At 70.2% G+C, this 23252-nt stretch carries 23 protein-coding genes; 13 read left to right on the top strand and 10 right to left on the bottom strand.

The window, feature by feature from the left end; genetic code table 11:
• The first annotated feature begins 1 nt into the window (after window position 1).
• The 6 genes from SNOUR_RS18130 to SNOUR_RS18105 all read left to right on the top strand — a co-directional run bounded on the left by SNOUR_RS18130 (window position 2) and on the right by SNOUR_RS18105 (window position 3563).
• Entirely contained in the window at window positions 2-799 is a 798-nt protein-coding gene (locus SNOUR_RS18130) for a type III pantothenate kinase (RefSeq protein WP_039634126.1), read from the top strand.
• 123 nt (window positions 800-922) lie between these two features.
• On the top strand, window positions 923-1666 hold the full coding sequence (locus SNOUR_RS18125) for a hypothetical protein (protein ID WP_312632662.1): 744 nt from the start codon (window positions 923-925) through the stop codon (window positions 1664-1666).
• A 59-nt stretch (window positions 1667-1725) separates the two neighbouring features.
• A complete protein-coding gene (locus SNOUR_RS18120) occupies window positions 1726-1905 on the top strand; it encodes a hypothetical protein (protein ID WP_067348376.1) in 180 nt (59 codons plus the stop codon).
• 169 nt (window positions 1906-2074) lie between these two features.
• Window positions 2075-2545 (top strand): BlaI/MecI/CopY family transcriptional regulator, encoded by a 471-nt coding sequence (locus SNOUR_RS43070; RefSeq protein ID WP_376738591.1) that lies wholly within the window; start codon window positions 2075-2077, stop codon window positions 2543-2545.
• A 9-nt stretch (window positions 2546-2554) separates the two neighbouring features.
• Window positions 2555-3073 carry an amino-acid N-acetyltransferase gene (locus SNOUR_RS18110; RefSeq protein WP_067348365.1) on the top strand — a complete coding sequence of 173 codons (519 nt, stop codon included), beginning with the start codon at window positions 2555-2557 and terminating at the stop codon, window positions 3071-3073.
• A gap of 157 nt (window positions 3074-3230) precedes the next feature.
• Window positions 3231-3563, top strand: coding sequence for a histone-like nucleoid-structuring protein Lsr2 (locus SNOUR_RS18105; RefSeq protein WP_067348362.1), 333 nt, complete (start codon window positions 3231-3233; stop codon window positions 3561-3563).
• On the opposite strand, the gene SNOUR_RS48375 is transcribed toward SNOUR_RS18105, so the two are convergent.
• Window positions 3494-4174 carry an SCO3374 family protein gene (locus SNOUR_RS48375; protein WP_079142751.1) on the bottom strand — a complete coding sequence of 227 codons (681 nt, stop codon included), beginning with the start codon at window positions 4172-4174 and terminating at the stop codon, window positions 3494-3496. The two genes, SNOUR_RS18105 and SNOUR_RS48375, sit on opposite strands and share 70 nt — an antisense overlap.
• A gap of 497 nt (window positions 4175-4671) precedes the next feature.
• Here SNOUR_RS48375 and SNOUR_RS18100 point away from each other — a divergent pair, with 497 nt between their 5' ends.
• Window positions 4672-7197 carry an ATP-dependent Clp protease ATP-binding subunit gene (locus SNOUR_RS18100; RefSeq protein WP_067348359.1) on the top strand — a complete coding sequence of 842 codons (2526 nt, stop codon included), beginning with the start codon at window positions 4672-4674 and terminating at the stop codon, window positions 7195-7197.
• 80 nt (window positions 7198-7277) lie between these two features.
• Here the strand turns inward: SNOUR_RS18100 and SNOUR_RS18095 are convergent, their stop codons facing one another.
• Entirely contained in the window at window positions 7278-10466 is a 3189-nt protein-coding gene (locus tag SNOUR_RS18095; RefSeq protein ID WP_067348356.1) for an NACHT domain-containing protein, read from the bottom strand.
• A 502-nt stretch (window positions 10467-10968) separates the two neighbouring features.
• On the opposite strand from SNOUR_RS18095, the gene SNOUR_RS18090 reads away from it, so the two are divergent.
• Complete coding sequence (locus SNOUR_RS18090) at window positions 10969-11658, top strand: M23 family metallopeptidase (RefSeq protein WP_067348354.1); 690 nt, start codon at window positions 10969-10971, stop codon at window positions 11656-11658.
• On the opposite strand, the gene SNOUR_RS18085 is transcribed toward SNOUR_RS18090, so the two are convergent.
• Window positions 11640-12257 carry a TetR/AcrR family transcriptional regulator gene (locus SNOUR_RS18085; protein ID WP_067348351.1) on the bottom strand — a complete coding sequence of 206 codons (618 nt, stop codon included), beginning with the start codon at window positions 12255-12257 and terminating at the stop codon, window positions 11640-11642. The two genes, SNOUR_RS18090 and SNOUR_RS18085, sit on opposite strands and share 19 nt — an antisense overlap.
• 199 nt (window positions 12258-12456) lie before the next feature.
• On the opposite strand from SNOUR_RS18085, the gene SNOUR_RS18080 reads away from it, so the two are divergent.
• Window positions 12457-14061, top strand: a complete 1605-nt coding sequence (locus tag SNOUR_RS18080) for an MDR family MFS transporter (RefSeq protein ID WP_435855159.1) — start codon at window positions 12457-12459, stop codon at window positions 14059-14061.
• A 73-nt stretch (window positions 14062-14134) separates the two neighbouring features.
• Here SNOUR_RS18080 and SNOUR_RS18075 read toward each other — a convergent pair whose 3' ends face one another.
• Together SNOUR_RS18075 and SNOUR_RS18070 are read right to left on the bottom strand one after the other, a co-directional pair.
• Complete coding sequence (locus SNOUR_RS18075) at window positions 14135-14434, bottom strand: DUF397 domain-containing protein (RefSeq protein ID WP_067348348.1); 300 nt, start codon at window positions 14432-14434, stop codon at window positions 14135-14137.
• Window positions 14412-15236 (bottom strand): helix-turn-helix domain-containing protein, encoded by an 825-nt coding sequence (locus SNOUR_RS18070; RefSeq protein WP_079142750.1) that lies wholly within the window; start codon window positions 15234-15236, stop codon window positions 14412-14414. The genes SNOUR_RS18075 and SNOUR_RS18070 overlap by 23 nt, the downstream gene beginning before the upstream one ends.
• A gap of 149 nt (window positions 15237-15385) precedes the next feature.
• Between SNOUR_RS18070 and SNOUR_RS18065 the strand changes: the two genes are divergently transcribed.
• Window positions 15386-15580, top strand: a complete 195-nt coding sequence (locus SNOUR_RS18065; RefSeq protein WP_067348344.1) for a hypothetical protein — start codon at window positions 15386-15388, stop codon at window positions 15578-15580.
• A complete protein-coding gene (locus SNOUR_RS18060) occupies window positions 15580-15954 on the top strand; it encodes an ATP-binding protein (protein ID WP_067358461.1) in 375 nt (124 codons plus the stop codon). The genes SNOUR_RS18065 and SNOUR_RS18060 overlap by 1 nt, the downstream gene beginning before the upstream one ends.
• Before the next feature lie 241 nt (window positions 15955-16195).
• Here the strand turns inward: SNOUR_RS18060 and cseC are convergent, their stop codons facing one another.
• The 5 genes from cseC to SNOUR_RS18035 all read right to left on the bottom strand — a co-directional run bounded on the left by cseC (window position 16196) and on the right by SNOUR_RS18035 (window position 21220).
• Window positions 16196-17500, bottom strand: coding sequence for a two-component system sensor histidine kinase CseC (gene cseC / locus SNOUR_RS18055; RefSeq protein WP_067348341.1), 1305 nt, complete (start codon window positions 17498-17500; stop codon window positions 16196-16198).
• 8 nt (window positions 17501-17508) lie between these two features.
• Entirely contained in the window at window positions 17509-18222 is a 714-nt protein-coding gene (gene cseB, locus SNOUR_RS18050; RefSeq protein ID WP_067348338.1) for a two-component system response regulator CseB, read from the bottom strand.
• 20 nt (window positions 18223-18242) lie between these two features.
• Complete coding sequence (locus tag SNOUR_RS18045; RefSeq protein WP_067348335.1) at window positions 18243-18842, bottom strand: hypothetical protein; 600 nt, start codon at window positions 18840-18842, stop codon at window positions 18243-18245.
• Between the two features lie 238 nt (window positions 18843-19080).
• The gene (locus SNOUR_RS18040; protein WP_018540435.1) at window positions 19081-19632 is read right to left on the bottom strand and encodes a SigE family RNA polymerase sigma factor; all 552 of its coding nucleotides are present in this window, start codon (window positions 19630-19632) and stop codon (window positions 19081-19083) included.
• A gap of 628 nt (window positions 19633-20260) precedes the next feature.
• Entirely contained in the window at window positions 20261-21220 is a 960-nt protein-coding gene (locus SNOUR_RS18035) for an HhH-GPD family protein (protein ID WP_039634095.1), read from the bottom strand.
• Window positions 21221-21400: 180 nt separating this feature from the next.
• Between SNOUR_RS18035 and SNOUR_RS18030 the strand changes: the two genes are divergently transcribed.
• Both SNOUR_RS18030 and SNOUR_RS18025 read left to right on the top strand, forming a co-directional pair.
• Window positions 21401-22060, top strand: coding sequence for a pyridoxamine 5'-phosphate oxidase family protein (locus SNOUR_RS18030; RefSeq protein WP_107407303.1), 660 nt, complete (start codon window positions 21401-21403; stop codon window positions 22058-22060).
• A gap of 293 nt (window positions 22061-22353) precedes the next feature.
• Window positions 22354-23181, top strand: coding sequence for a hypothetical protein (locus SNOUR_RS18025; RefSeq protein ID WP_067348332.1), 828 nt, complete (start codon window positions 22354-22356; stop codon window positions 23179-23181).
• Window positions 23182-23252: the final 71 nt, after the last annotated feature.

Genomic DNA, 23252 nt, shown 5'->3' with positions numbered 1-23252 from the left:
CATGCTGCTGACCATCGACGTGGGCAACACCCACACCGTGTTGGGCCTGTTCGACGGTGACGAGATCGTCGAGCACTGGCGGATCTCGACCGACGCCCGCCGCACCGCCGACGAACTGGCGGTGCTCCTCCAGGGCCTGATGGGCATGCACCCGCTGCTCGGGGAAGACCTGGGCGACAACATCGAGGGCATCTCCATCTGCTCCACGGTCCCCTCGGTGCTCCACGAGCTGCGCGAGGTGACCCGTCGCTATTACGGGGACGTCCCGGCGGTCCTGGTGGAACCGGGCGTCAAGACGGGCGTGCCGATCCTCATGGACAACCCCAAGGAGGTCGGCGCCGACCGGATCATCAACGCCCTCGCGGCCGTCGAGCTGTACGGCGGCCCCGCCGTCGTCGTCGACTTCGGCACCGCGACCACGTTCGACGCGGTGAGCGCCCGCGGGGAATACGTGGGCGGCGTGATCGCCCCGGGTATCGAGATCTCCGTGGACGCGCTCGGCGTCAAGGGCGCCCAGCTCCGCAAGATCGAGCTGGCCCGGCCGCGCAGCGTCATCGGGAAGAACACCGTCGAGGCGATGCAGTCCGGCATCCTCTACGGCTTCGCCGGCCAGGTGGACGGCGTGGTGCAGCGGATGGCCCGGGAGCTGGCGGACGACCCGGACGACGTGACGGTGATCGCCACCGGCGGGCTGGCGCCGATGGTCCTCGGCGAGTCCTCGGTGATCGACGAGCACGAGCCCTGGCTGACCCTGATCGGCCTGCGGCTGGTGTACGAGCGGAACGTCGGGCGGCTGTAACCGGGGCGGCGGACGGGGCGCGGTCGGTTCCGTACTGGGGCGCCCGTGTGACGCGCGCCCCGCTGCCGCGCCACCGCATGCGAATTAAGCGGCTTTTTTCCGAATTGGTCGTAAAGTCGCCCCATGCCAATGCCATACGGATCCCGCGGCGGCATGGCCTTCGGCGCCGATGAGTTGCGTGTACTCCGTCGCGCCCTCGCCCATGCCCTCCAGACGACCTCTCCCACCGCGCCCCTGAGCGCCCTCGGTGCGGACCGGTCGCAGGACGTCCAGGAATACCTCCGGCTGGCCGAGGCGGTGGACGAGGCGGTCCGCGAGGGCGCCCGCCTGCGCGCCTTCCTGCTGGCCGACCTCGCCCGCTACCGCGAAGCCCTGCCCGGTGCCGCCGCCGGCTATCTCACGCGGCTCAAGGAGGCGCTGGCGGCCGGCCACGTCCCCGGCCCCGACGACCTCGCCGCGCTGCGCTCGCTGCTCGCCCGGCCCGCCGCCGAGGCCGAGCGGAAGCGCCGCACCGCACTGCTGCGGCACTGCGAGCGGCTGGCCGAGCACACCGTCAGGGTCCGCCTGCGCGCGCTGCCGGGCGGGCGTTCGAGCGCCTCCCCGGACGCCCTCTCCGGTGGCCGCACCGGCGGCCGTCCGCGCCCCTCCGCCGCGGCGCCCCGGAGCGTGGCGGACCCCGGCGCGGACTCCGGTGCGGACCCCAATCGGGATCCCCAACAGGAGCCGCGACCGGAGCCCCGCCGGGAACCGCCCAAGCCCGCCCCGCGCCCCAAGGCGCCGCGGCCCGACCGGCCGATCCCCACCCCCGGTGAGGTGTTTCCGCCCCGTCGGAAGCCTGTTCCGCCCCCGGAGACCCGCACCGCTTGAGCGCTGCGTACCCTGGCTGGGTACTGTCGCGGGCTTACGCCTTGAAGGAGGCCCATGCCATGGATTACGTCGCCGCGCTGCTCCCGCCCGTAGTGATGGCAGTCGCCTTCACCTGCCTGATCGTCACGATGATCAGGAGCCAGGGTGGGCAGAACAAGTCGAAGGAGGACGCGGCCGTCGACGAGGCGTTCGCCCGTGCCGAGGCCGCCGGGCAGGAGCCCAAGGCGTTCCGCACCTGAACTTCCGCCATTTCCGGCGGGCCGCCCGCTCAGTACGGCTCGGGATTGACCGTCCCGGGCCGTACTTCCTTTTTCCGGACCAAACGCAACGAGATCAACCGGCATTCGCGACATCTCCCACTATTCTTCTTGTGTGCCGAGACGCTTGGGTGATCTGGAAGACGCGGTGATGACGCGGGTCTGGGAGTGGAACCGCCCGGTCACTGTTCGAGAAGTTCTGGAGGATCTCCAGAAGGAACGGTCGATCGCCTACACCACGGTCATGACCGTATTGGACAACCTCCATCAGAAGGGCTGGGTGCGCCGCGAAGCCGAAGGCCGCGCCTATCGATATGAGGCGGTCTCCACTCGCGCCGCCTACTCGGCCGCACTCATGAACGAAGCATGGTCCGCCAGTGACAACCCCGCCGCCGCACTAGTGGCCTTCTTCGGCATGATGTCGCCGGAACAGCGGCAAGCCCTCCGCGACGCCGTGCGGATGGTGCAGGTCGACGATCGCCCCGACGCAGAGGAAGAACAGGCGGCGGCCCGCGAAGGCGCCGGGGAACAGGCCCGGGAAGAACAGCCGCAAGCCGCGGATGAAGCGCCGGCCGGCGAAGGAGATGAACCCGGAGCGGAGGCCGGCGGCAAGGAGCGATAGCGTCCGGGCATGCCAGCGCATTCAAAAGGGCTCACCGTCCGCCGTGCCCGGACCAGCGATGTACCGGCCGTCCGCCGCCTCATCGACGCCTACGCGCAGGATGGGATCCTGCTCGACAAAGCGACCGTCACGCTTTACGAGGACATCCAGGAGTTCTGGGTGGCCGAGCGGGACGAAGACGCCGAGGTCGTCGGTTGCGGAGCACTGCACGTCATGTGGGAAGACCTGGCCGAGGTCCGCACCCTGGCGGTGGACCGGACGCGGCGGGGAACCGGAGTCGGCCACCAGGTCCTGGACAAGCTGCTGGCCACCGCGCGGTGGCTGGGAGTGCGGCGAATTTTCTGTCTCACCTTCGAAGTCGACTTCTTCGCCAAGCACGGGTTCGTGGAGATCGGCGAGACTCCCGTAGACGGGGATGTCTACAGCGAACTGCTGCGTTCCTATGACGAGGGCGTTGCCGAGTTCCTCGGTCTCGAACGAGTGAAGCCCAACACCCTGGGCAACAGCCGCATGCTTCTGCACCTGTGATCAGCGTTCTATGTCCGAATCGCTCCCCTATCTCATGGCTACGGAAGCATGCGTTCCCCGCTCTGTGGGCAAGTGAACCCTACCCAAGGGTTTGTGTTTTTCCCGGAAAAGCGGTTTGCTTTCCGTCGTAATCCACATTCGATGAAAGGGAATCCTGGTGGCACAGAAGGTTCAGGTTCTTCTTGTCGACGACCTCGACGGTGGCGAGGCCAACGAGACCGTGACGTTCGCTCTCGACGGCAAGTCCTACGAGATCGACCTCTCCGACGCCAACGCGGACAAGCTGCGCGAGTCGCTGGCCGACTTCGTGAAGGCCGGCCGCAAGACCGGTGGCCGTTCCGCCGGCCGCGGGAAGGCCCGTGCGGCTTCCGCGGGCTCCCCGGACACCGCGAAGATCCGTGCGTGGGCGAAGGAGAACGGCTACAACGTGAATGACCGTGGCCGTGTCCCCGCCGACATTCGCGAGGCATTCGAGAAGGCCAACGGCTGATCGCCGTACGCGCGATCAGATTGGCCGTTACGAGCACGTACCAACCGGGCCCGGTGGCACTCCGTTGCCGCCGCGCTCACGAGCCGTACGAGGTCGGGGGCGCCCCCAACGTCCCCGATTCCTGCCCCGATCCCCGTGGTGGGCAGAGAATTCTCCACCTCGTACCCAGGCCGGGGAGGCCGCACCCACCCCGCGGCCTCCCGCGCGCCGCAGTCATCGGGCGCCCGGCCCCTTGAGGGGGGCGCCGGTGCGGGCATCCGCCCCCCGGCCCCACGTGCGGTGAGATCCGCCGCGAGCGTGCCCCACTCCAGCCATTCCAGGATTTCCGGGAGCTCCTCCGCGCCGCCGGCCGCGATGAGTAGGAGCAGTTTCGGTCGATCCGCCGCACTGTTTCCGCCCGGTCCGGGCCGCAACAGGGCGACCGGGCCGGTGCGTGGCATCCGCTGCAGAACGGCGCGTCCTGCGTCGGCGGGCATCTCCAGGACGTCGAAGCGCAGGCCCGTGAGGAGTTCCACCGGATCCGTGCCGGTGGACGGCCAGCCGAGCTCCTCCTCGTACCACCGGCGGACAGTGGAGAGCGGGGGGCGGGGTCGCGGAAGCGCGCAGGCCATGTCCGGTGCAACTCCCGGCATCGCGGAAGGTTACGTTGCGTGTATGGAGTGTTGCATTCCGTATATTGCGATGGGGAGTGTGGGGGCATCCCGGGATGTGTGGGTGTTCGCCCGTAGCGGAGGGAAAAGGGCCGCGCCGCATGGAGTGTCAGTGGCAGCGGGTAAGACAGTCTCAGTGGGAAGAGACGCTGTGACCGGCGCCCTCGGCAGTTCGCCGCCGTCTTTGACCGGTGGTGGACGGTGTGTCGGCGAGGCCCGCGTTCGCCACGGGCGTAGTGGCGGCATGCGTATATGCCTGGCCTGCGGGAACATCGTCTCGCACCATCGAGTTGGAGCAGATGTCAGCTGTTCGGCAGTAAATTTCCCCGTCGGAGCGGGGTGATCCGGACGGGTGTCGGCAGTTGGAATGAGCTGTCCCGCCCTGCGGGACTAGCATGCGGAAGGACAGGGAGGGGACCGACCCCTAACTGCCTGACCGCTCTGAGGAGCGATTAACGATGTTCGAGAGGTTCACCGACCGTGCGCGGCGGGTTGTCGTCCTGGCTCAGGAAGAAGCCCGGATGCTCAACCACAACTACATCGGCACCGAACACATCCTCCTGGGTCTGATCCACGAGGGTGAGGGTGTCGCCGCTAAGGCCCTGGAGAGCCTCGGCATTTCGCTCGAGGCGGTCCGCCAGCAGGTGGAGGAGATCATCGGCCAGGGCCAGCAGGCCCCGTCCGGTCACATCCCCTTCACGCCCCGTGCCAAGAAGGTCCTGGAGCTGTCGCTCCGCGAGGCCCTCCAGCTCGGCCACAACTACATCGGCACCGAGCACATCCTGCTCGGCCTGATCCGCGAGGGCGAGGGCGTCGCCGCCCAGGTCCTCGTGAAGCTGGGCGCCGACCTGAACCGGGTGCGCCAGCAGGTCATCCAGCTGCTCTCCGGCTACCAGGGCAAGGAAGCCGCCACCGCCGGCGGCCCCGCCGAGGGCACGCCCTCGACCTCCCTGGTCCTGGACCAGTTCGGCCGCAACCTCACGCAGGCCGCACGGGAGACCAAGCTCGACCCGGTCATCGGGCGCGAGAAGGAAATCGAGCGGGTCATGCAGGTGCTGTCCCGCCGCACCAAGAACAACCCGGTCCTCATCGGCGAGCCCGGCGTCGGCAAGACGGCGGTCGTGGAGGGCCTGGCGCAGGCCATCGTCAAGGGCGAGGTGCCCGAGACCCTCAAGGACAAGCACCTCTACACCCTCGACCTGGGCGCGCTGGTCGCCGGCTCCCGCTACCGCGGTGACTTCGAAGAGCGCCTGAAGAAGGTCCTCAAGGAGATCCGCACCCGCGGCGACATCATCCTGTTCATCGACGAGCTGCACACCCTGGTCGGCGCGGGCGCCGCCGAGGGCGCCATCGACGCGGCCAGCATCCTCAAGCCCATGCTGGCGCGCGGCGAGCTGCAGACCATCGGTGCCACGACGCTCGACGAGTACCGCAAGCACCTGGAGAAGGACGCGGCCCTGGAGCGCCGCTTCCAGCCGATCCAGGTCGCGGAGCCGTCGCTGCCGCACACCATCGAGATCCTCAAGGGCCTGCGGGACCGCTACGAGGCGCACCACCGGGTGTCCATCACGGACGCCGCGCTGGTCGCCGCGGCCACCCTGGCCGACCGCTACATCTCCGACCGCTTCCTCCCGGACAAGGCGATCGACCTGATCGACGAGGCCGGCTCCCGGATGCGCATCCGCCGGATGACCGCGCCGCCGGACCTGCGCGAGTTCGACGAGAAGATCGCCGACGTGCGCCGCGAGAAGGAGTCCGCGATCGACTCGCAGGACTTCGAGATGGCCGCCGGCCTGCGCGACAAGGAGAAGCAGCTCCTGGCCGCGAAGGCGAAGCGGGAGAAGGAGTGGAAGGCCGGCGACATGGACGTCGTCGCCGAGGTTGACGAGGAGCTGATCGCCGAGGTCCTGGCCACGGCCACGGGCATCCCGGTCTTCAAGCTCACCGAGGAGGAGTCCAGCCGGCTCCTGCGGATGGAAGACGAGCTGCACAAGCGCGTCATCGGCCAGAAGGACGCCATCAAGGCGCTCTCGCAGGCGATCCGCCGCACCCGTGCCGGTCTGAAGGACCCCAAGCGTCCCGGTGGCTCGTTCATCTTCGCCGGCCCGTCCGGTGTCGGTAAGACCGAGCTCTCCAAGACGCTCGCCGAGTTCCTCTTCGGCGACGAGGACGCCCTGATCTCCCTCGACATGTCGGAGTTCAGCGAGAAGCACACGGTCTCCCGGCTCTTCGGTTCGCCCCCCGGCTACGTGGGCTACGAAGAGGGCGGCCAGCTGACCGAGAAGGTCCGCCGCAAGCCGTTCTCGGTCGTCCTCTTCGACGAGGTCGAGAAGGCCCACCCGGACATCTTCAACTCGCTGTTGCAGATCCTGGAGGACGGTCGTCTGACCGACTCCCAGGGCCGGGTCGTGGACTTCAAGAACACGGTCATCATCATGACCACCAACCTCGGCACCCGGGACATCTCCAAGGGCTTCAACCTGGGCTTCGCCGCCCAGGGCGACGTCAAGACCGGCTACGAGCGGATGAAGGCGAAGGTCAACGAAGAGCTCAAGCAGCACTTCCGGCCCGAGTTCCTCAACCGTGTCGACGACACCGTCGTCTTCCACCAGCTCACCGAGGAAGACATCATCCAGATCGTCGACCTCATGATCAACAAGGTGGACGAGCGGCTCAAGGACCGCGACATGGGCATCGAGCTCAGCGGCGAGGCCAAGTCGCTGCTGGCCAAGCGCGGGTACGACCCGGTGCTCGGCGCCCGTCCGCTGCGCCGCACGATCCAGCGCGAGATCGAGGACGCCCTCTCGGAGAAGATCCTCTTCAGCGAGCTGCGTCCGGGCCACATCGTGGTCGTCGACGTGGAGGGCGAAGGCGAGTCCGCCAAGTTCACCTTCCGCGGCGAGGAGAAGTCGGCGGTGCCCAGCGCCCCGCCGGTGGAGTCCGCGACGGGTGGCTCGGGTCCCAACCTGAGCAAGGACGCGTAGTCCGTACCTGAGACACGCAGCCGCCCCGGAACCGTTCGATCGACGGGTCCGGGGCGGTTTTGTGTGTGCCCTGCGCCCTCTTATGTGCGGGGGCGGGGGTAGCGGGTGACTTTGAGGTGGGGCGGGAGGGGGTGGTCGGGGGAGGGGGTGAGGTAGGAGAGGTAGAGGCCCTGGAGGGCGGGGAGGGACGCCACGGGGGAAAGGTCGATGGGGCCGTCGACCATGCCGTAGAGCTGGAGCGTGCGGATGTTGGGGAAGGCTCGGAGGGCGGTGCGCAGCTGCTCGGCGAATTCCGTGGGGGAGCGGCGTCCCGTGTTGAGGAGGCTGAGGATCTCTACCCGAGGGAGCTGGAGGCCCGAGGGAATGCCGAGGGAGGTCTCTCCCTCCGCCAGGCCGAAGGAGAAGCTCTCCAGATTGTCGAGGAGTGAGAGTGCCTGCCAGCGTTCCGCGGCGAAAGCGTCTGTGATTCGTTGGAACTGGATGTGTTTCAGACCCGGCCAGGACGTGAGGCGGGAGAAGTCGGGGAGAATGCGCTGGCCGAGGACGAGCGTCGTCAAGGGGGCGTCCGCGGGGAAGGCGGCCAGGCCCTTCGGCGGGAGTGGGACATAGAGCATCAGGGATTCCAGCCGGCACAGGCGGTCGAGTGCGCGCGGGGTGCGTACTCCAGTGTCGCTGCTGCCGGAGATTCCGAGCTGGCGCAGGGGCAGCTCGGCGAGCGGGGCGAGGGTCGTGATGCCGGGGCAGTCCCGGAGCGTGAGGGATTCCAGGGCCGAGAAGTCCCGGAGGAAGGCGAGATCGTCGAGGTCCGGGTTGTCGGCCAGCATGAGGTGTGTGACCTGGTGAGGGTGGAGGGCGTTGAGGAGTTCCTCGGTGGTGAACGAGCCGCTGACGGTTGTGCGGGGGTGTCCCCCGAGGGCCTTGAGGGCACGGAGTTCGGCGGGGGAGGAGACGGTGATGTTCACGTCGGGGCCGAGGTGCCGGATGATGTCGTCCGCGTAGCGATCGGTGTCGAACAGCGGCCACTGGTAACCCAGTTGAACATGCGCCGAGAGTGAACGGTGGTTCCGGAACGGCTTGAGGTACTCCAGGGCGGCGTCGGTGCCGATGTTCGAGGCGGTGAAGATCACCTCCTGGGCCTCATCCTCTTCCAACCCGTCCGGGCCCGGCAGTAGTTCCAGGACGAGTGGGCCCGCCTCGATGAGCAGTTGCGATTCCTCGCGGGTGCGTGGGGGCAGGATCGCCCGCGTCCGCGCATTGACCTCATCCCGGACCGAGGGATCGATCTCCGTCGCGTGCTCCAGGCAGGCCATTGCCAGCAGGTCGGTGCGCAGTTCGGCTCGGGCGAGTAACCCCCGTAAGAGCTCGGCGCGTTCGCGGGGGCGGGCGTGGGCCACTGCCATGCGGATCACGTCGGCCCATTGGGAATCCGGGGCGTGCTGGATCAGGAGGCCGAAGTCGCCCACCTCCACGGCGGCCTTGGCGCCCAGGTAGTCCTGGAAGGTGCGGTGGATGAAGTCCACGGTGCCGGGGGCCGGTTCGCGGAGCAGGCCGCTGCGGTGGAGGAGGTGGCGGAAGACGGCCGGGGCGGGGCCCTGGGAGGCCGCGGCGGGGACGGCCGGGAGGATGTCGGCCAGGATGCGTTCGGCGCGGTCGCGGTCGAGTTCCGTGCGGCCGTTGCGGATCAGCCAGTAGGCGAGGCGCTGGAGGAGCTGGATCTGCGGCTCGTCGGCCAGCTCGATGCCGTCCGGGCCGCGCATGTCGCGTTCCCGGTCGCGGCGGGAGAGCAGCATGCTCAGGGCGGCGTCGTAGAGCTCCTTGCGGCCGTGCGGGAGGTAGCCGCGGCGGTCGCGGTGCAGGGCGCAGATCAGGCCGCACATCAGGGGGTTGGTGGCGAGGCGGCCGAGGTCGGGCTTGGTGCGGACGGCGGTCAGCAGCGACTGCTCGTAGGCGTCCAGGAGGTCGGGGTCGTCGGCGTCGTGGCGGGCGGCGCGGTGCCAGCGGGCGATGAAGGCGGCGACCTCGTCGCGGCTCATCGGGGAGAGGGCCAGTTCGTCGAAGCCGTCGGGGGCGAGCCAGTCGCCGCGGACCGCGGAGGGGCGGGTGGTGGCCAGCCAGAGGTTGCCGGGGAAGGCGTCGAGGAGGTCGCGCAGCCAGCGGCGGGTGGCCTCGCGTTCGCGTTCCGGGATCTCGTCCAGGCCGTCGACGAGGAGGAGCGCGCGGCCGGCGGTCAGGACGCGGTCGGCCCAGCCGGCGGGCTGGGTGCCGGAGACCGGGCAGCCGGTGGCCGCGAGGAAGCGGTCCGGGGTGGGCAGGGCGGCACCGGCGCGGGTGAGGGTGCGCAGCGGGAGGACGAAGGGGATGCGGCCGTAGAGGTGGGGGAGGGCGGTGGTGCCGAGGGGTTTGGTGCAGGAGACGGCGAGCCACTGGACGAGGGTGCTCTTGCCGGAGCCGGCGACGCCGCGGAGCAGCACCCTGTCGCGCCCGGCGAGGGCCTGGTCGGCTGGGACGGGGGCGCGCGGCGGCAGGTCCTCGAACGGGTCCTCGGCGCGGCCCGGACTGGTCACCTGGAGGCTCATGTACGCGGCGTCCAGGGGCCAGCGGTCCGGGGAGTTGTGCAGGTCGATGCCGTAGATGGTGAGTCGGCCGTGCTTGCGGGCGAGATGGGAGAGGTAGGTCCGCTCGAAGGCGAGGTCGGCGGCGCGGGGGGACGGGTGCCGGGCGAGGAAGTCGTCGATCTTCGTGACCAGGGTGTCCAGGGTGTGGCTCTGCTGGACCAGAGTGCGCGCGATGAAGGTGGAGCGCTGGGTGAAGAAGTGGATGACGTGCAGGCAGGCGGTGGTGAGAAGGGTCTGGTGGAGGAGTTCGGCGTCCTGGGAGAGGTCGCGGGTGGCCTGAGGGGCCGCGGCGGTCAGGCACTCCGCGAGGGCTGCCGGGCCCAGCCGGACGGCCTGGACGTCGTCCATGGTCACGGTGGAGAGGGCGGCGAGGGTGCCGGCCAGGGCCGCGGCCACCGCGGCCTCCTCGTCCTCGGGTATCGGGCGTTCGCCGGGTGCCGCGGAGCGCACGGCCCGGCGGACCAACTCGGCGGCGAGCTTGTGCAGGTCCTTGTCGGTGAGGGTGCGCCGCTCGCCCTTGAAGGAGACGAGGGCGGAGATGCGGACCGGGGCGTCGACGAGGCCGGCGCCCGGGCCCTCCTGGACGAAGAGTTTCTTGACGAGTGGTGCGACGACGCCGGACGCGAGCCGGGCGCCCAGTGCTGACGGGTCCATGTGCGGTCCGTTCCCCCCTGGCCGGTGCTGCCTGTCGGCTGCTGGCTGTGATGTTGTCCGGATCAGGTTAGAGGGGCGGGCGGGGCCCGGTCAGGCGTTTTCTGATTTCCCGGTGGTCGTGGATCGGGAATTACGTAACGCGGGTCACAGCTTTTCTCGTAACGCGGGTCACATTGCCTCTCGGAATTGTGTAATGCGGGTCACCTGGTGGCTCTTGGATCTCGTGACATGGCGCACAGGGATTTGGGTCCTACTAGTTGGAGTAGGGGGATTTCGGGGGGTGCGGGGATGGGGGGAGGGGAGGGTGGATGGGCAGGTGGGAGGGGGTGTGGCGGGTGGGATGGGGTGGGTTCGCGGCGGTCGGTGAGCGTGCCGGCTATTACGGGTCCCGGTAGTAGAAAGGGGGCCTTGGCGCCAGGGCGGAGGCGGGTTACCAAGGAATGGCGATCCCGGGCCGCAGCCGGGAAAACCCATTCACTTCCTCCCTGGAGACAAAACCCGCATGTCGAAGTTTGCCGCGATACGCAATTCCAAGAACTCCGCCAAGGCCGGTAAGTACGCGCTGCGTCACCGGGTGGCCGTCGTGGCCGCCGGTGCCGGTGTCACCGCCGCGCTGGGTGCCGGTGTCGCCACCGCCGCCGACGGCGGGCTGCTGCACCTGACCGCGGGCGTCAGCAAGGCCGTCGCCGCGCAGGCCGACGCGCAGGCCAAGGCCGCCACGGACGCCAAGGTCACCGCGGCGAAGGCCAAGGTGGACGCGGCGAAGAAGGCCAACGCCTGGGTGAAGCCGGTCAACAACTACGTCCTGGGCGAGCCGTTCGGCATCGCCGGCAGCCACTGGGCCCACAAGCACAGCGGTCAGGACTTCGTCGTGCCGACCGGCACCGCGGTCCACGCCGTCCACAAGGGCACGGTCGTCAAGGCCGGTCCGTGGGGTGGCGGCGACGGCCCGGCCTACGGCAACGCGATCGTGATCAAGCACGCCGACGGCATGTACACCCAGTACGCGCACCTGTCACAGATCCAGGTCCACGTGGGTCAGCAGGTCTCCACCGGCCAGCAGATCGGCCTGTCCGGCAGCACCGGCAACTCCACCGGCCCGCACCTGCACTTCGAGGTCCGCACCGGCCCCAACTACGGGTCGGGCATCGAGCCGACCGGATTCCTGCGGGCTCACGGCGACGCCGTCTGAGCTGAATCCGGCCGGGCTGGCCGGCGGCCCGGCGGGTTCGCCGCCGTGACCAGTTCTGTGGCGACCCTGAGGATGGCCTTGCGCTTCTCCTCGGGGTCGCCCTCCACGTTCTGCATCGCGAACATGCCCGCGTGCATGGCGAACAGCGCCGTGATGCAGCGCACCTGGTCCACCAGCTCGGCGTCGTCGTCCTTCAGCAGGTCGTAGAGGGTCAGCATCCGCTCCTTGAAGCGCAGCCCGATGGTCAGGTCACGGACGGTGGCCTGATTTTCCTGCATGAAACGGAAAAGGGCCTCGGAGGACCGCAGCGACTCGTGGTAGCGGCGGATCACCTCCTGCTTGGTCTCCAAGGTGCGCGGCTGCTCCTGCGCCCAGGCGATCAGCTCGTCGATGGGCCGGCACAGGTCCTCGAAGAGGCTGATGACGATGTCTTCCTTGGTTTTGAAGTGGTAGTAGAGGGCGGCCTTGGTGACGTCCAGCCGCTCGGCGATCTCGCGCAGCGAGGTCTTCTCGTAGCCGTGTTCGGAGAACAGCTCCAGGGCGACGTCCTGGATGCGCTGGCGGGTGTTCCCCCGGCGCGGCTGTGTTGCGCTGCTCATGCTGCTCTCCTGCGTGACGGCGGTGTCGGTGCGGGGCCGGGCGCGGCCCGTGTCCCGGCAATCATCTGCTGCCCCGCTGGTCACGGACCTACCCACCCGGGCGTCAAAAACTTACTTGACGCCCGACTAGTAGCTCTTCTACCTTCTCACTGTACAAAACTAGCCGGGCGGCAAGTAAGTAAGAAACGATGGGGAAGTGATGGGGATGTCGCGGAAGGCGACCCCGACGGGGGAAATACAGGAGCCGGCGCAGGGCACGGGCAGAGCGCCCGCCAGCGTGCGGATGGTGCTCTTCGCACTCATGATCGCGATGCTTCTCGCGATGCTGGACAACATGATCGTCGGCACCGCGATGCCCACGATCGTCGGTGAACTGGGCGGGCTGGAGCACCTGTCCTGGGTCGTCACGGCCTACACGCTGGCCACCGCGGCGTCCACGCCGATCTGGGGCAAGCTCGGCGACATGTACGGCCGGAAGGGCGTCTTCCTGACGTCCATCGTGATCTTCCTGATCGGTTCCGCGCTGTCCGGCATGGCCCAGGACATGGGCCAGTTGATCGGCTTCCGCGCCGTGCAGGGCCTGGGCGCGGGCGGTCTGATGGTGGGCGTCATGGCCATCATCGGCGAGCTGATCCCGCCGCGGGAGCGCGGCAAGTACCAGGGCATGATGGCCAGCGTCATGGCCATCGCGATGATCGGCGGACCGCTGGTCGGCGGCACCATCACCGACCACCTCGGCTGGCGCTGGAGCTTCTACATCAACCTGCCGCTCGGCGCGATCGCGCTGATCATGGTCACCGCGGTGCTGCACCTGCCGAAGAAGCGGTCGCAGACCCGGATCGACTACGCGGGCGCGGCCCTGCTGACCATCGGCATCACCTCGCTGGTGCTGCTGACCACCTGGGGCGGCACCGAGTACGACTGGCTGTCGAAGCAGATCGTGGGCCTGGGCATCCTGGCCGTCGTCGCGCTCGTCGCCTTCGTCCTCGTCGAGCGCAAGGTCAGCGACCCGGTCATCCCGCTCCGGGTCTTCCGGAACGCCAACTTCTCGCTCGTCACGGTCGTCGTCTTCCTGGTCGGCTTCGTGATGTTCGGCGCGATGACCTTCCTGCCGCTGTTCCAGCAGACCGTGCAGGGCGCCTCGGCGACCAACTCCGGCCTGCTGCTCCTGCCGATGATGTTGTCGATGATGGTGGTGTCGCTGATCGCGGGCCGGGTCACCACCCAGTACGGCAAGTACAAGATCTTCGTCACCGGCGGCGGCGCCCTGATCACCATCGGCCTGGCCCTGCTGGCCCTGATGGACGTCGGCACCACGCGCTTCACCTCGGGCCTCTACATGGCGGTGCTCGGCGCCGGCATGGGCTTCCTGATGCAGACCACGATGCTGATCGCGCAGAACAGCGTCGAGATGAAGGACCTGGGCGTCGGCTCCTCGTCCGCGACCCTGTTCCGGACGATCGGCGGCTCGTTCGGCGTCGCGATCATGGGTGCGGTCTTCACCAACCAGGTGAAGGACACGATGATCGAGAAGCTCGGCCCCGCGGCCGGCGCGAAGATGACCGGCGGCGGCGCCCAGATGGACCCGAAGACGCTGCCCAGCCTGCCGGCCCCGGTGAAGGACGCGTACGCGCACGCGGTGGCGTCCGGCTCGCACCAGGTGTTCCTGTGGGGCGCGATCATCAGCGTCGTCGGCTTCGTCGCGGCGTGGTTCCTCAAGGAGGTCCCGCTGCGGGGGAGCGGCCCGTCGGCCAAGGCGGCCGATACGGCCGCCGAGAAGCCGATGGTTGTCGAGGCCGTCTGATGGCCTGACGGCCCGCGGACGGCGAACGGCCCCTGGTGCACGTGCGTTACGTGCACCAGGGGCCGTTTTCCGTTCAGGCGCCGGGCAGTTGGCTGTTCTTGACGGCCGCGACGAACGCCGCCCAGTTGGCGGCGGGGAACACGAGCGCGGGCCCGTGCGGGTCCTTGCTGTCGCGGACGGGGACGAGGCCGGGGAGGGTGTCGGCAATCTCGACGCAGTTCGCGCCGTCACCGTTGCTGTAGCTGCTCTTGCGCCAGGTGGCGGCCGAGAGGAAGTCGTCCGAGACCTCGATGCACTCGCCGCCTTCGGCGTTGCTGTAGCTGCTCTTGCGCCACGTGGCAGACGCCAGGTCAATGCCCTTGTTGCGCTTCATCTCTGTAGCCCCTTGCCGATTTCTCGATCATGGCCAAGGACGCCCTAGGTGACAGTGCGGCGGCCCTCAGCAGATCGTACGACCTTCGGTAGTTGGCCACGAGCGCCGGATAGTCGATGACCTGGCCGCTGTGAACGCCCTCTGTGTAGGCCAGCGGTGGGGCGTCGGGGAAGGTGAGGATCTTGAGCAGGCCCATCATGAGAGAGCGATCAGTCTCCGATTCCGGAAGGATCTGCACAACGGTCTGACTGGCCCGCATCAGCGTCGCGATGTGCTCCAGTTGCTCGGCCATCTCGTCGGGCGGGAGCAAGGGCTTGCGGATCAACGGCTCGTGCAGGATCCCCCAGTATGTGGCGCGATCGTCGCGCTCCCAGAATTCAGCGCGCGCCAGCCTCGCACGGACGCGTTCATCGACGGTCTCGGGCGAGGCCCATGCCGCCTTCGACTCTGCGAGATGTCGGGCGTATGCCTTGGTCTGAAGTAGGCCCGGAATGAGAAACGGCGCCCAATCTTCGATCGTCGTTGCGGACTTCTCCAAGTCCGGGATCTTCGCGAAGTACGGCGGGTGTCCCGCCACACGCGCCTTGTGAACCGCTTCGCAGTGGCGCTCGAAGAAGCCGTTGGTCTGCAGCTTCTTGTCGATGTGGGCGGCCAGGTCCATCGGCATGCCGAGTTCGCCGCGTTCGATGCGGCTCAGCAGCGGGGCGCCGCGGTAGCTGCCCTCCAGTAACTGTTCGAGGGTGAAGCCCGCGCTTTCCCGCAGGAAGCGCAACTCGGCGCCGTAGAAGGACGGAACGTTCACCGACGGGTCGGGCTCCTTGCGAGGGGACACGAACTCATCACCACCACTTGCTGGCTGGGCGTGCAAGCCGGACTGCCTTCCAAAGTTAGGCCCGTTCCCGTCACGCTGTGAGCGTTTCGTCACGATGCGCCACTGGAAGGTGAAGGACCATGAACGACGTGCACGAATGCGCCGAGGAACTCAAGGACGCGCTGAAGGTCCACGGCATCACGCTCCCTTCCCTCGGCATCGAACTCCCCTCGTTCGCCGGGGTCTATCCACCGCCCCTCGTCGCGCTCGGCAACTGCAACATGGCCACCGCCAGGAAGCTGGCCGAGGTGCTGTGGAAGGCAGCGGCGCGGTGATGACCGTCCGGCTGCTCGCCGTGCCGAAGGAGGTCCCGCTGTTGCGACGGGCCGTGCGGGCGCACCTGGGGACGGCGGCGACCTGTGAAGTCGAGCTGTGCGTCAGCGAGTTGGTCGGCAACGTGATTCGGCACGTGGGCGAGGGCACACCCGTCACCGTGCACGTCCGCAGGACGGGGGACGGGCGGACGCGTGTCGAGGTGACCGATCCGGACCCGCGCGCCCTGCCCGTGCTGCTGCGGGCCGCTGTGGACGACGAGAGCGGGCGGGGGATAGCGCTGTTGGACGCCGTCGCGCTGCGGTGGGGCGTGCGGCAGGAGGAGGCCCGTAAGACGGTCTGGTGCGAGGTGGCGGGAGAGTCGGCGACGGCGTAGGCCGGAGGGGATGTCCCGGGGTGCGCCCGCAGGATCTGGAGCGAACGCCGGGGTATTCCTCATTGACTGACCAGATGCGCCCGCACCGAGGACGAACCCCGGGGCAGCCCCTCCGGCCCCACCCACGGTGGGAAGCCGCAAAGGCGCGCCCCCACGGGGGCAGCAGACGAACTCCTGGCCCCCACCGGAGCCGCAGACGAGAACCCCCCAGCCCCACGGGGCAGCGCCCGCAAGCGGGCCGTCAGCGATCCGGCAGCTGGATCACCGGGAAGCTCCCGGTGGACGTCGGTGCGTTCTCCGGGAGCCACAGCACCGAGACCGCGCCCGTCGAGCCGTCCGTCAGCTCGTCGGCGTTGCGGAAGGTCAACCGCGCGCCCAACACCCGCGCCTGCCCCACGGCGATGGTCAGGCCCAGGCCGTGGCCGACGCCGGCGCGGTCGCTGCTGCCGGTGCGGAAACGGCTGGGGCCCTCGCGCAGCAGAGCCTCCGGGAAGCCGGTGCCGTGGTCGCGGACCCGGATGACGCGGCCCTCGACGCTGACCTCGATGGGCGGCTTGCCGTGCCGGGAGGCGTTCGCGATGAGGTTGCCCAGGATGCGTTCGAGGCGGCGGGGGTCGGTGGAGACCTCGGCGTCGCGGATGACCTCGACGGTGACGCCGGAGTCGAGGGCGCGCACCCGACGGGTGACGAACTCGCCCAGCGCGACGTCCTGGAGCTCGGCGCGCTCGGCGTGGCCGTCGAGACGGGCCACCTCCAGCACGTCCTCGACGAGGGTGCGCATGGCCTGGGCGCGGTCGCGAACCAGTTCGGAGGGGCGGCCGGGGGGAAGGAGTTCGGCGGCGGTCAGCAGGCCCGTCACCGGGGTGCGGAGCTCGTGCGCGATGTCGGCGGTCACCCGCCGCTCGGCCTCGATGCGTTGCTGGAGCGCGTCGGACATGGCGTCCACCGCCCACGCCAGGTCGTCCGTCTCGTCGCGGACCCGGCCGCCGCCGACCTCGTCGCGGACCCGGACGGAGGTGTCGCCGTCGGCGAGCTTCCCGGCGGCCGCGGCGGCCTTCCGCAGCCGCTGGGAGAGCCGGCCGCCGACCAGGACGCCCAGCGCGCAGCCGCCGACCACCACGGCCGTGGAGCCGATCAGCAGCGCCTGGTCGAGGTCGTCGAGAACGGCGAAGCGGTCGGGGAAGCGGTCGTGGATGGAGAGCACACGGCCGTTGCTGAGCGGGGAGGCGGCCCAGACCTCGGGGGCGGTCTGGCCGGTGTCCTCCAGGTAGGTGGCCCGGTCGCCCTCCTTGACCTCCTTGCGGAGGGCCTTGGGCAGCGCCGGATCGTCGATCTTCGCGCCGAACTGGAGGCGGTTGGTGGACTCGAAGATCTTCTGCGTGAAGTTGAGGCGCTCTATCTGGACGTCACGGCTGTTGTCGAGCATGGAGACCCGGGCGGCGTTGTGCACGACAAGGCTCAACGCCACCGCGACCAGCGCCCCGACGAGCGCGATCGCGGCGCTGAGTTTCCATCTCAGACCCGTTCGCAGGGCCAGCCTGACCACCGGAGGTGTCAGCCTCTCAGCTTGTATCCGAAGCCGCGGACCGTCTCGATCCGGTCCTGGCCGATCTTGCCGCGCAGCCGCTGGACGTGGACGTCCACGACCCGGGTGTCGCCGCCCCAGCCGTAGTCCCACACCCGCTCCAGCAGCCGGTCGCGGGAGAGGACGGTGTTCGGGGCGGTGGAGAACTCCAGCAGCAGCCGCATCTCGGTCGGCGTCAGCGCGACCGTCTCGCCGCCCTTGCGGACCTCCATGCCCTCGGTGTCGACCTCCAGGTCGCCGAAGCGCAGCACCGCCTCCGCCGGGCCGTCGCCGTCCGCCGCGCCGGCGCCGGCACGGTCGTCCGGGCCGCTGGCGTGGCCGAAGCGGCGCAGCACGGCGCGGATCCGGGCGACCAGCACCGCGCCGTCGAACGGCTTGGTGACGTAGTCGTCGGCGCCGGCCTCCAGGCCCAGCACCACGTCGATCGAGTCGGCGCGCGCCGACAGCATGATCACGGGGACCGTGGACTCGTCACGGATCCGGCGGCACAGGCTGACGCCGTCGAGCCCGGGGACCATCACGTCGAGCAGGGCGATGTCGGGACGGTTGGCGCGGAACGCCTCCAGGCCCGCGAGCCCGTCGGGCATCGCGGTGACCACGAAGCCGTCCCGCTCCAGTGCGAGCTGGGTGGCTTCACGGATGACGTCGTCGTCCTCGACGAAGAGCACGTGGGTGTCGGCCATGCGGTTGTCTCGCCCTCCGCTCACATGGTTCCGTCGACGGTGGTGTCATCGTCGACGGTGGTCTTGCTGTAGTCGGTGTGGTACCGGTCGTACTCGGTGAAGTGGTCGTTCGCCCAGCGGTACGTCATCACATCTTCCCCCGAGGGGCAGCACACCTTGTCGCCCGTGTCATAGGTCTGCTTGGAGACCTCCAGCTCGCCCTTGCTCACCCCGGCGTAGACCGACGGCTGCTCGTTCGCGTACACGTTGTCATACCCGTCCTGGGAGCCGGCGCGCTCGCGGTAGACGTACGCGCCGAGGCCGACGGAGTCCGCGCAGGTCATCACGTTGACGATGACGTCGGGGGACTTGCTGCCGGTCAGTGAGGCGTAGGTCACCTCGATCGGGTACTCGTCCGCCGCGCACGGCTTGGCGACGGCCCGCTTCACGTCCGCGCTGACCTTCGGGTCGGCGGCGAGCAGCTTGACGGCGTTGACCTTCTTGTAGTGCGTGCTGGGCGTGGGCGCCGGCGTGGAACTCACTGCGCCCCGGGGCGCGGGAGTACTGCTGGCCGTGCCCTCCTTGCGTATGCCCTCGCCCCCGGGGGTGCATCCGGCGAGCAAAAGACCAACGGCGGCCACGCCCGCTGTGGCCGTGCCGCCCTTGGTCCAACCGTTTCTGGCCAGGCCCCTGGTCAGCCTGTATCTGGACAATCCGCTCCTGCTCACCGTGCCGCTCGCACAGCCGCCGCTCCCCTTGTCGCCGCGCGCTCGACCGCTGCTCCTGAGGAGATTGTCGCGCGCCGGGCCGCGAGCCGGGCTGTGGGCTTGGTTACGTCGCCGGCCGCGCCGGCGGAAGTGCTCCCCGTCGCGCCGCCGGTCAGGCCGCGCAACGCTCCCGCTCCTGCTCCCCGCGCTCCAGGATCCGGGCGTCTATGTCGCGGTTCTCCAGCTCCTGGCGGAGCCGGGCGAGGGCCCGGTGCAGGGTGCTCTTGACGGTGCCGGTCGACATGCCGAGGGCGGCGGCGGTCTCCTCGGTGCTCATCTGCTCCCAGTGCCGCAGCACGACGACGCTGCGCTGCTTGGGGGCGAGCACGCCGAGGATGTCCATCAGCAGGGCGCGGTCGGCGCGCTGCTCGGTGCCGTCGTCGACGCTGGCGTCCGGGAGCTGCTCGGTGGGCACCTCTTCGAGCTTGCGGGCGCGCCACCACTCGGTGCGGGTGTTGATCATGACGCGGCGGAGGTAGGCGTCCGCCAGCGACTTGTCGGCGATGCCGTCCCAGCGGCCGTAGGTGCGGACGAGGGCCGTCTGGAGCAGGTCCTGGGCGTCGACCGGGTCCGGCACCAGGCGCCGGGCGCTGCGCAGCAGGGCATCCTGCCGGGTCCGCACGTACTCTTCGAAGTCCAGTACCTTGCCGCCGCTGGTCGCCATCCCGACGCCTCCGATCCGCTTTCGTTTCCCCACGTTGTCCGTGCCGGCGGTCATCTCCAGCACGGGAATGACGCTACGGAGGGGGTGTTGCGGCGTAATGTGCGTCGGCCCCTCAGGGAGTGCACGGAAAACACTCGGTTGTGTAACAGCCCGCTGGGGGTCATACCTCGGACGGACAGGGGCCGGAGCGGCGTCATACTCCCGGCGGATGAGAGGCCCCCACCAGGAGGGACGAAGGTCCCGCGGAGGGCTCGTGAGACGCCCGAGACCGCCGCGGAGGGACAGAACCCGCCTTATCGGGGCGCTTTTCGGCCAGATCACCGATTGCTCGGTTTCGGTCGGCATCCGCACCCGGCCCGCCGTTGCGCGGGCCGTCGCGGTCGCCGATCCGGTGGCCGTGCGGCGCCGGCAAGCCGACGGGCGCGACCCCGATGAGGAGGGATCGCGCCCGTGTAGATGCGCGGAACGGTGCGGGCGTTACATGACGGCACCGTGACATAGATGACGGTGACGTGACGACGACCCGGGCCGGCGGGCGCCGACGAAGGCGCTCACCGCCGACGCGCCCGTGTCGCCACCGCGCCGGTCACCCGCCCAGGTGACCACCGGAGCGACCTGCGGTCACCGCTCAGGAGTGCGGCAGCCGGTAGCGGCCACCGCCCAACGGCTCCACCAGGCCGTCCGACACCAGCCCGTCGAGCGCGCGGGCCCGCTGCACCGGCTCGTCCCACACCGCGTCCAGCGCGCCCTGCGGCACCGGCGCCACCGCCTCGCGCAGGACGGCCAGCAGCTTGCCGCGCACCTGGCGGTCGGTGCCGGCGTACGCCTGGGTGCGGCGCGGCGGACCGTCGTGGGCCGGCGCCCCCGCCAGTCGCCAGGCGCACTGCGCGGCGATCGGGCAGCGGTGGCACTCCGGACCGCGGGCGGTGCAGATCAGGGCGCCCAGCTCCATCGTGGCCGCCGCCCAGCGCGCGGCGAGGTCCTCGTCGTCGGGGAGCAGGGCACGGGCGAGCTTGCGTTCGGCGGCGGTGGTGGCGTTCGGCGGGTACTGGCGGCCGGTGACGGAGCGGGCGAAGACCCGCCGGACATTGGTGTCCAGCACCGCGTGTCGCTGCCCGTAGGCGAAGGAGGCGACGGCCGCCGCGGTGTACTCGCCGACGCCGGGCAGCGCCAGCAGCTGGGCGTGTTCACGGGGGACGTCGCCGCCGTGGCGCTCCTGTATGGCGGAGGCCGCGGCGTGCAGCCGCAGCGCGCGCCGCGGATAGCCGAGCCGGCCCCAGGCGCGCACCGCCTCGCCCGGTGGCTCGGCGGCGAGGTCGGCGGGCCGCGGCCAGCGGGCCAGCCACTGCTCGTACACCGGCAGCACACGGCTGACCGGCGTCTGCTGGAGCATGAACTCGCTCACCATCACCCCCCAGGCGCCCGCCTCGGGGCGGCGCCAGGGCAGGTCGCGAGCGTGCTCGGCGAACCAGTCGGTGACCGGGCCGTGCAGCCCGGTCCCGTCCGTGGCCTCCGCGGCCGATGCGGCGGCGGAGGCGTTCTCGGCGACGGCGGTCATGGCACTGGAAATGGCAGGCGTGGAAGTCATGGCACTGCCGATCCTGGCACGCCCGCCCGCCCCCGGGGAACGCACCGGCCCCGCCCCGCCGCACGCCCACCCACACGCAGGAAGGCCGGCCGGCGGCGGGCGGGGGCTACCGGCGGTCGCAACACCACCGGGCCACGGGCCGGTGCGCCGGGCGTGGCGGTGGCGTACGAGGATGCAGACATGGCGGAGACGAGCGGTGCACAGGGCGTCGGGGGACGGGCGGCGGAGTCCGGTGACGCGGTCGGGACGGCGGTCGGGACGGCCGGCGCGGCAGCGGGAGCGGGAGGGAGAGCGGCCGGCAGGTCCGTCGGCGACGCGGGCTGTCCGGCCGGGATCCGGCGGGCGCTGGACGGGCACACCACGATGACGCTGGCGTACGCGGACGAGGACGGGCCGCAGGCGTGCGCGGTGCTCTACGCCGCGGGGGAGGCCGCCGACGGGGCGCCGGTCCTGTACTTCGTCACCGCCGCGAGCACCCGGCACGGCCGGGCCCTGGGGGAGCCCGGCGCGCGGGTGGCGTTCACGGTACAGCGGGACGGCCAGGAGTGGAGCGGGCTGACCGGGATCCAGGGGCGGGGGAGCTGCCGCCCCTTGGACGGCGACGAACGGGCCGCCGGATGGCGCGCCTACACCGCGCGCTTCCCCTTCGTCGCGGCCGACGAGCGACTGCGCGCGGCGCTGGAGCGGACCGCGCTGTGGGAGCTGCGCCCGGACTGGCTGCGGCTGATCGACAATGCGCAGGGATTCGGCCACAAGGAGGAGTGGCGGGGGCGGCGCGCCTCCGAGGGCGGGGCCGGTGCTGCCGGGCGGAGCGGTGAGGGCTCGGCCGGAGAGCGGTGATGCCGGCGTCGGGGGTGTGCCGGCGGGCGTCCCGTGGGCGCGGAGGGGAACCGCGCCGTTCCGTGGTGAGGTGAGGACGGAGTCGGCTACCGGGGGCGGAATCTGACGAAATGTCAGGCGTGTGGGCGGGGTTGGCGACGAGCGGTGCGACGAGCGGTGCGCGCCGCGGTCCGGGCGGAGAAGCGCGGGGGTGGACGACCACGGACGGTCACCGGGCTGATGATGTGAAAAGTTGCGGCCCGATGCGGCGGGTACTGGCCGGTGCCGGTGCGGATCTCTCGTAGAGTTTTCGCGTGGGATCACTGCGCAATCCGATCGGGCCGCTTCCCTCCTCCATCTACTGGCGGCGGAGGGCCGTTGCGCTGGCCGTCGTCGTCCTCCTCACCGCCCTGGTGGTGTGGGTGCTCACCATGGGCGGAAGCGACGGGAAGACGGGCAACGAGGGCAAGGGCGCAGCGGGATCCGGACCCGCCGCCTCCATCACGCCCGGGCCTGCGCCCAGTGGCCCCGCGATCAGTCAAAAGCCGGGCGGCCGCGATGAGTCGGGGTCCGGCGGCGGTTCGGGATCGGGCGGCGGTTCGAGCTCCGGGGGCGGCGCGGGGGCGGACGGCGGGAGCGGGGGCTCCGGCGGCGGTTCCGGCACGGGCGGTGCCGGCTCCGGCGGCGCGCCGATCGGGCAGCCCGCGGGCGGCGACATCGTCGCGGCGGGCCCGTCGCTCCCCAACTGCGGCTCCGAGACGGTGAAGTTGACGCTGAAGAGCGTCAAGGAGTCCTACGCGCCCGACGACAAGCCGAAGTTCCAGCTGGCCGTGCAGAACACCGGGGGCACGGCGTGCAAGGTGGACCTCGGACGCAAGGCGGCGGTGCTCACCATCACCGACACCGCGGGCGACGACCGGGTGTGGGCCTCCGACGACTGCGCGACCGGCGCGAGCCCGGCGCTGCTCCAGGTGCCCGCCAAGGCCACGGTGAGCCGCACCGTCGAGTGGGACCGGCGGGCCAGCGGCCCCCAGTGCGAGACGCCGAGCGCGGCCGCGGTGCCGGCCGGCAGGTACCTGGTCCAGGCGAAGGTGCCGGGACTGAGCGCGGTCCACGCGTCGTTCGTCCTGGCCAAGGACTGACGCCCGGCGCGGGACGGCGCGGCGCGGCGGTGCACGGAAGAGCCGCCTCCGGAAGTTCCGCCCGTAGGTGA

Source organism: Streptomyces noursei ATCC 11455 (assembly GCF_001704275.1).
Lineage (GTDB): Bacteria > Actinomycetota > Actinomycetes > Streptomycetales > Streptomycetaceae > Streptomyces > Streptomyces noursei.
This window is presented reverse-complemented; position numbering and strand designations above follow the sequence as displayed.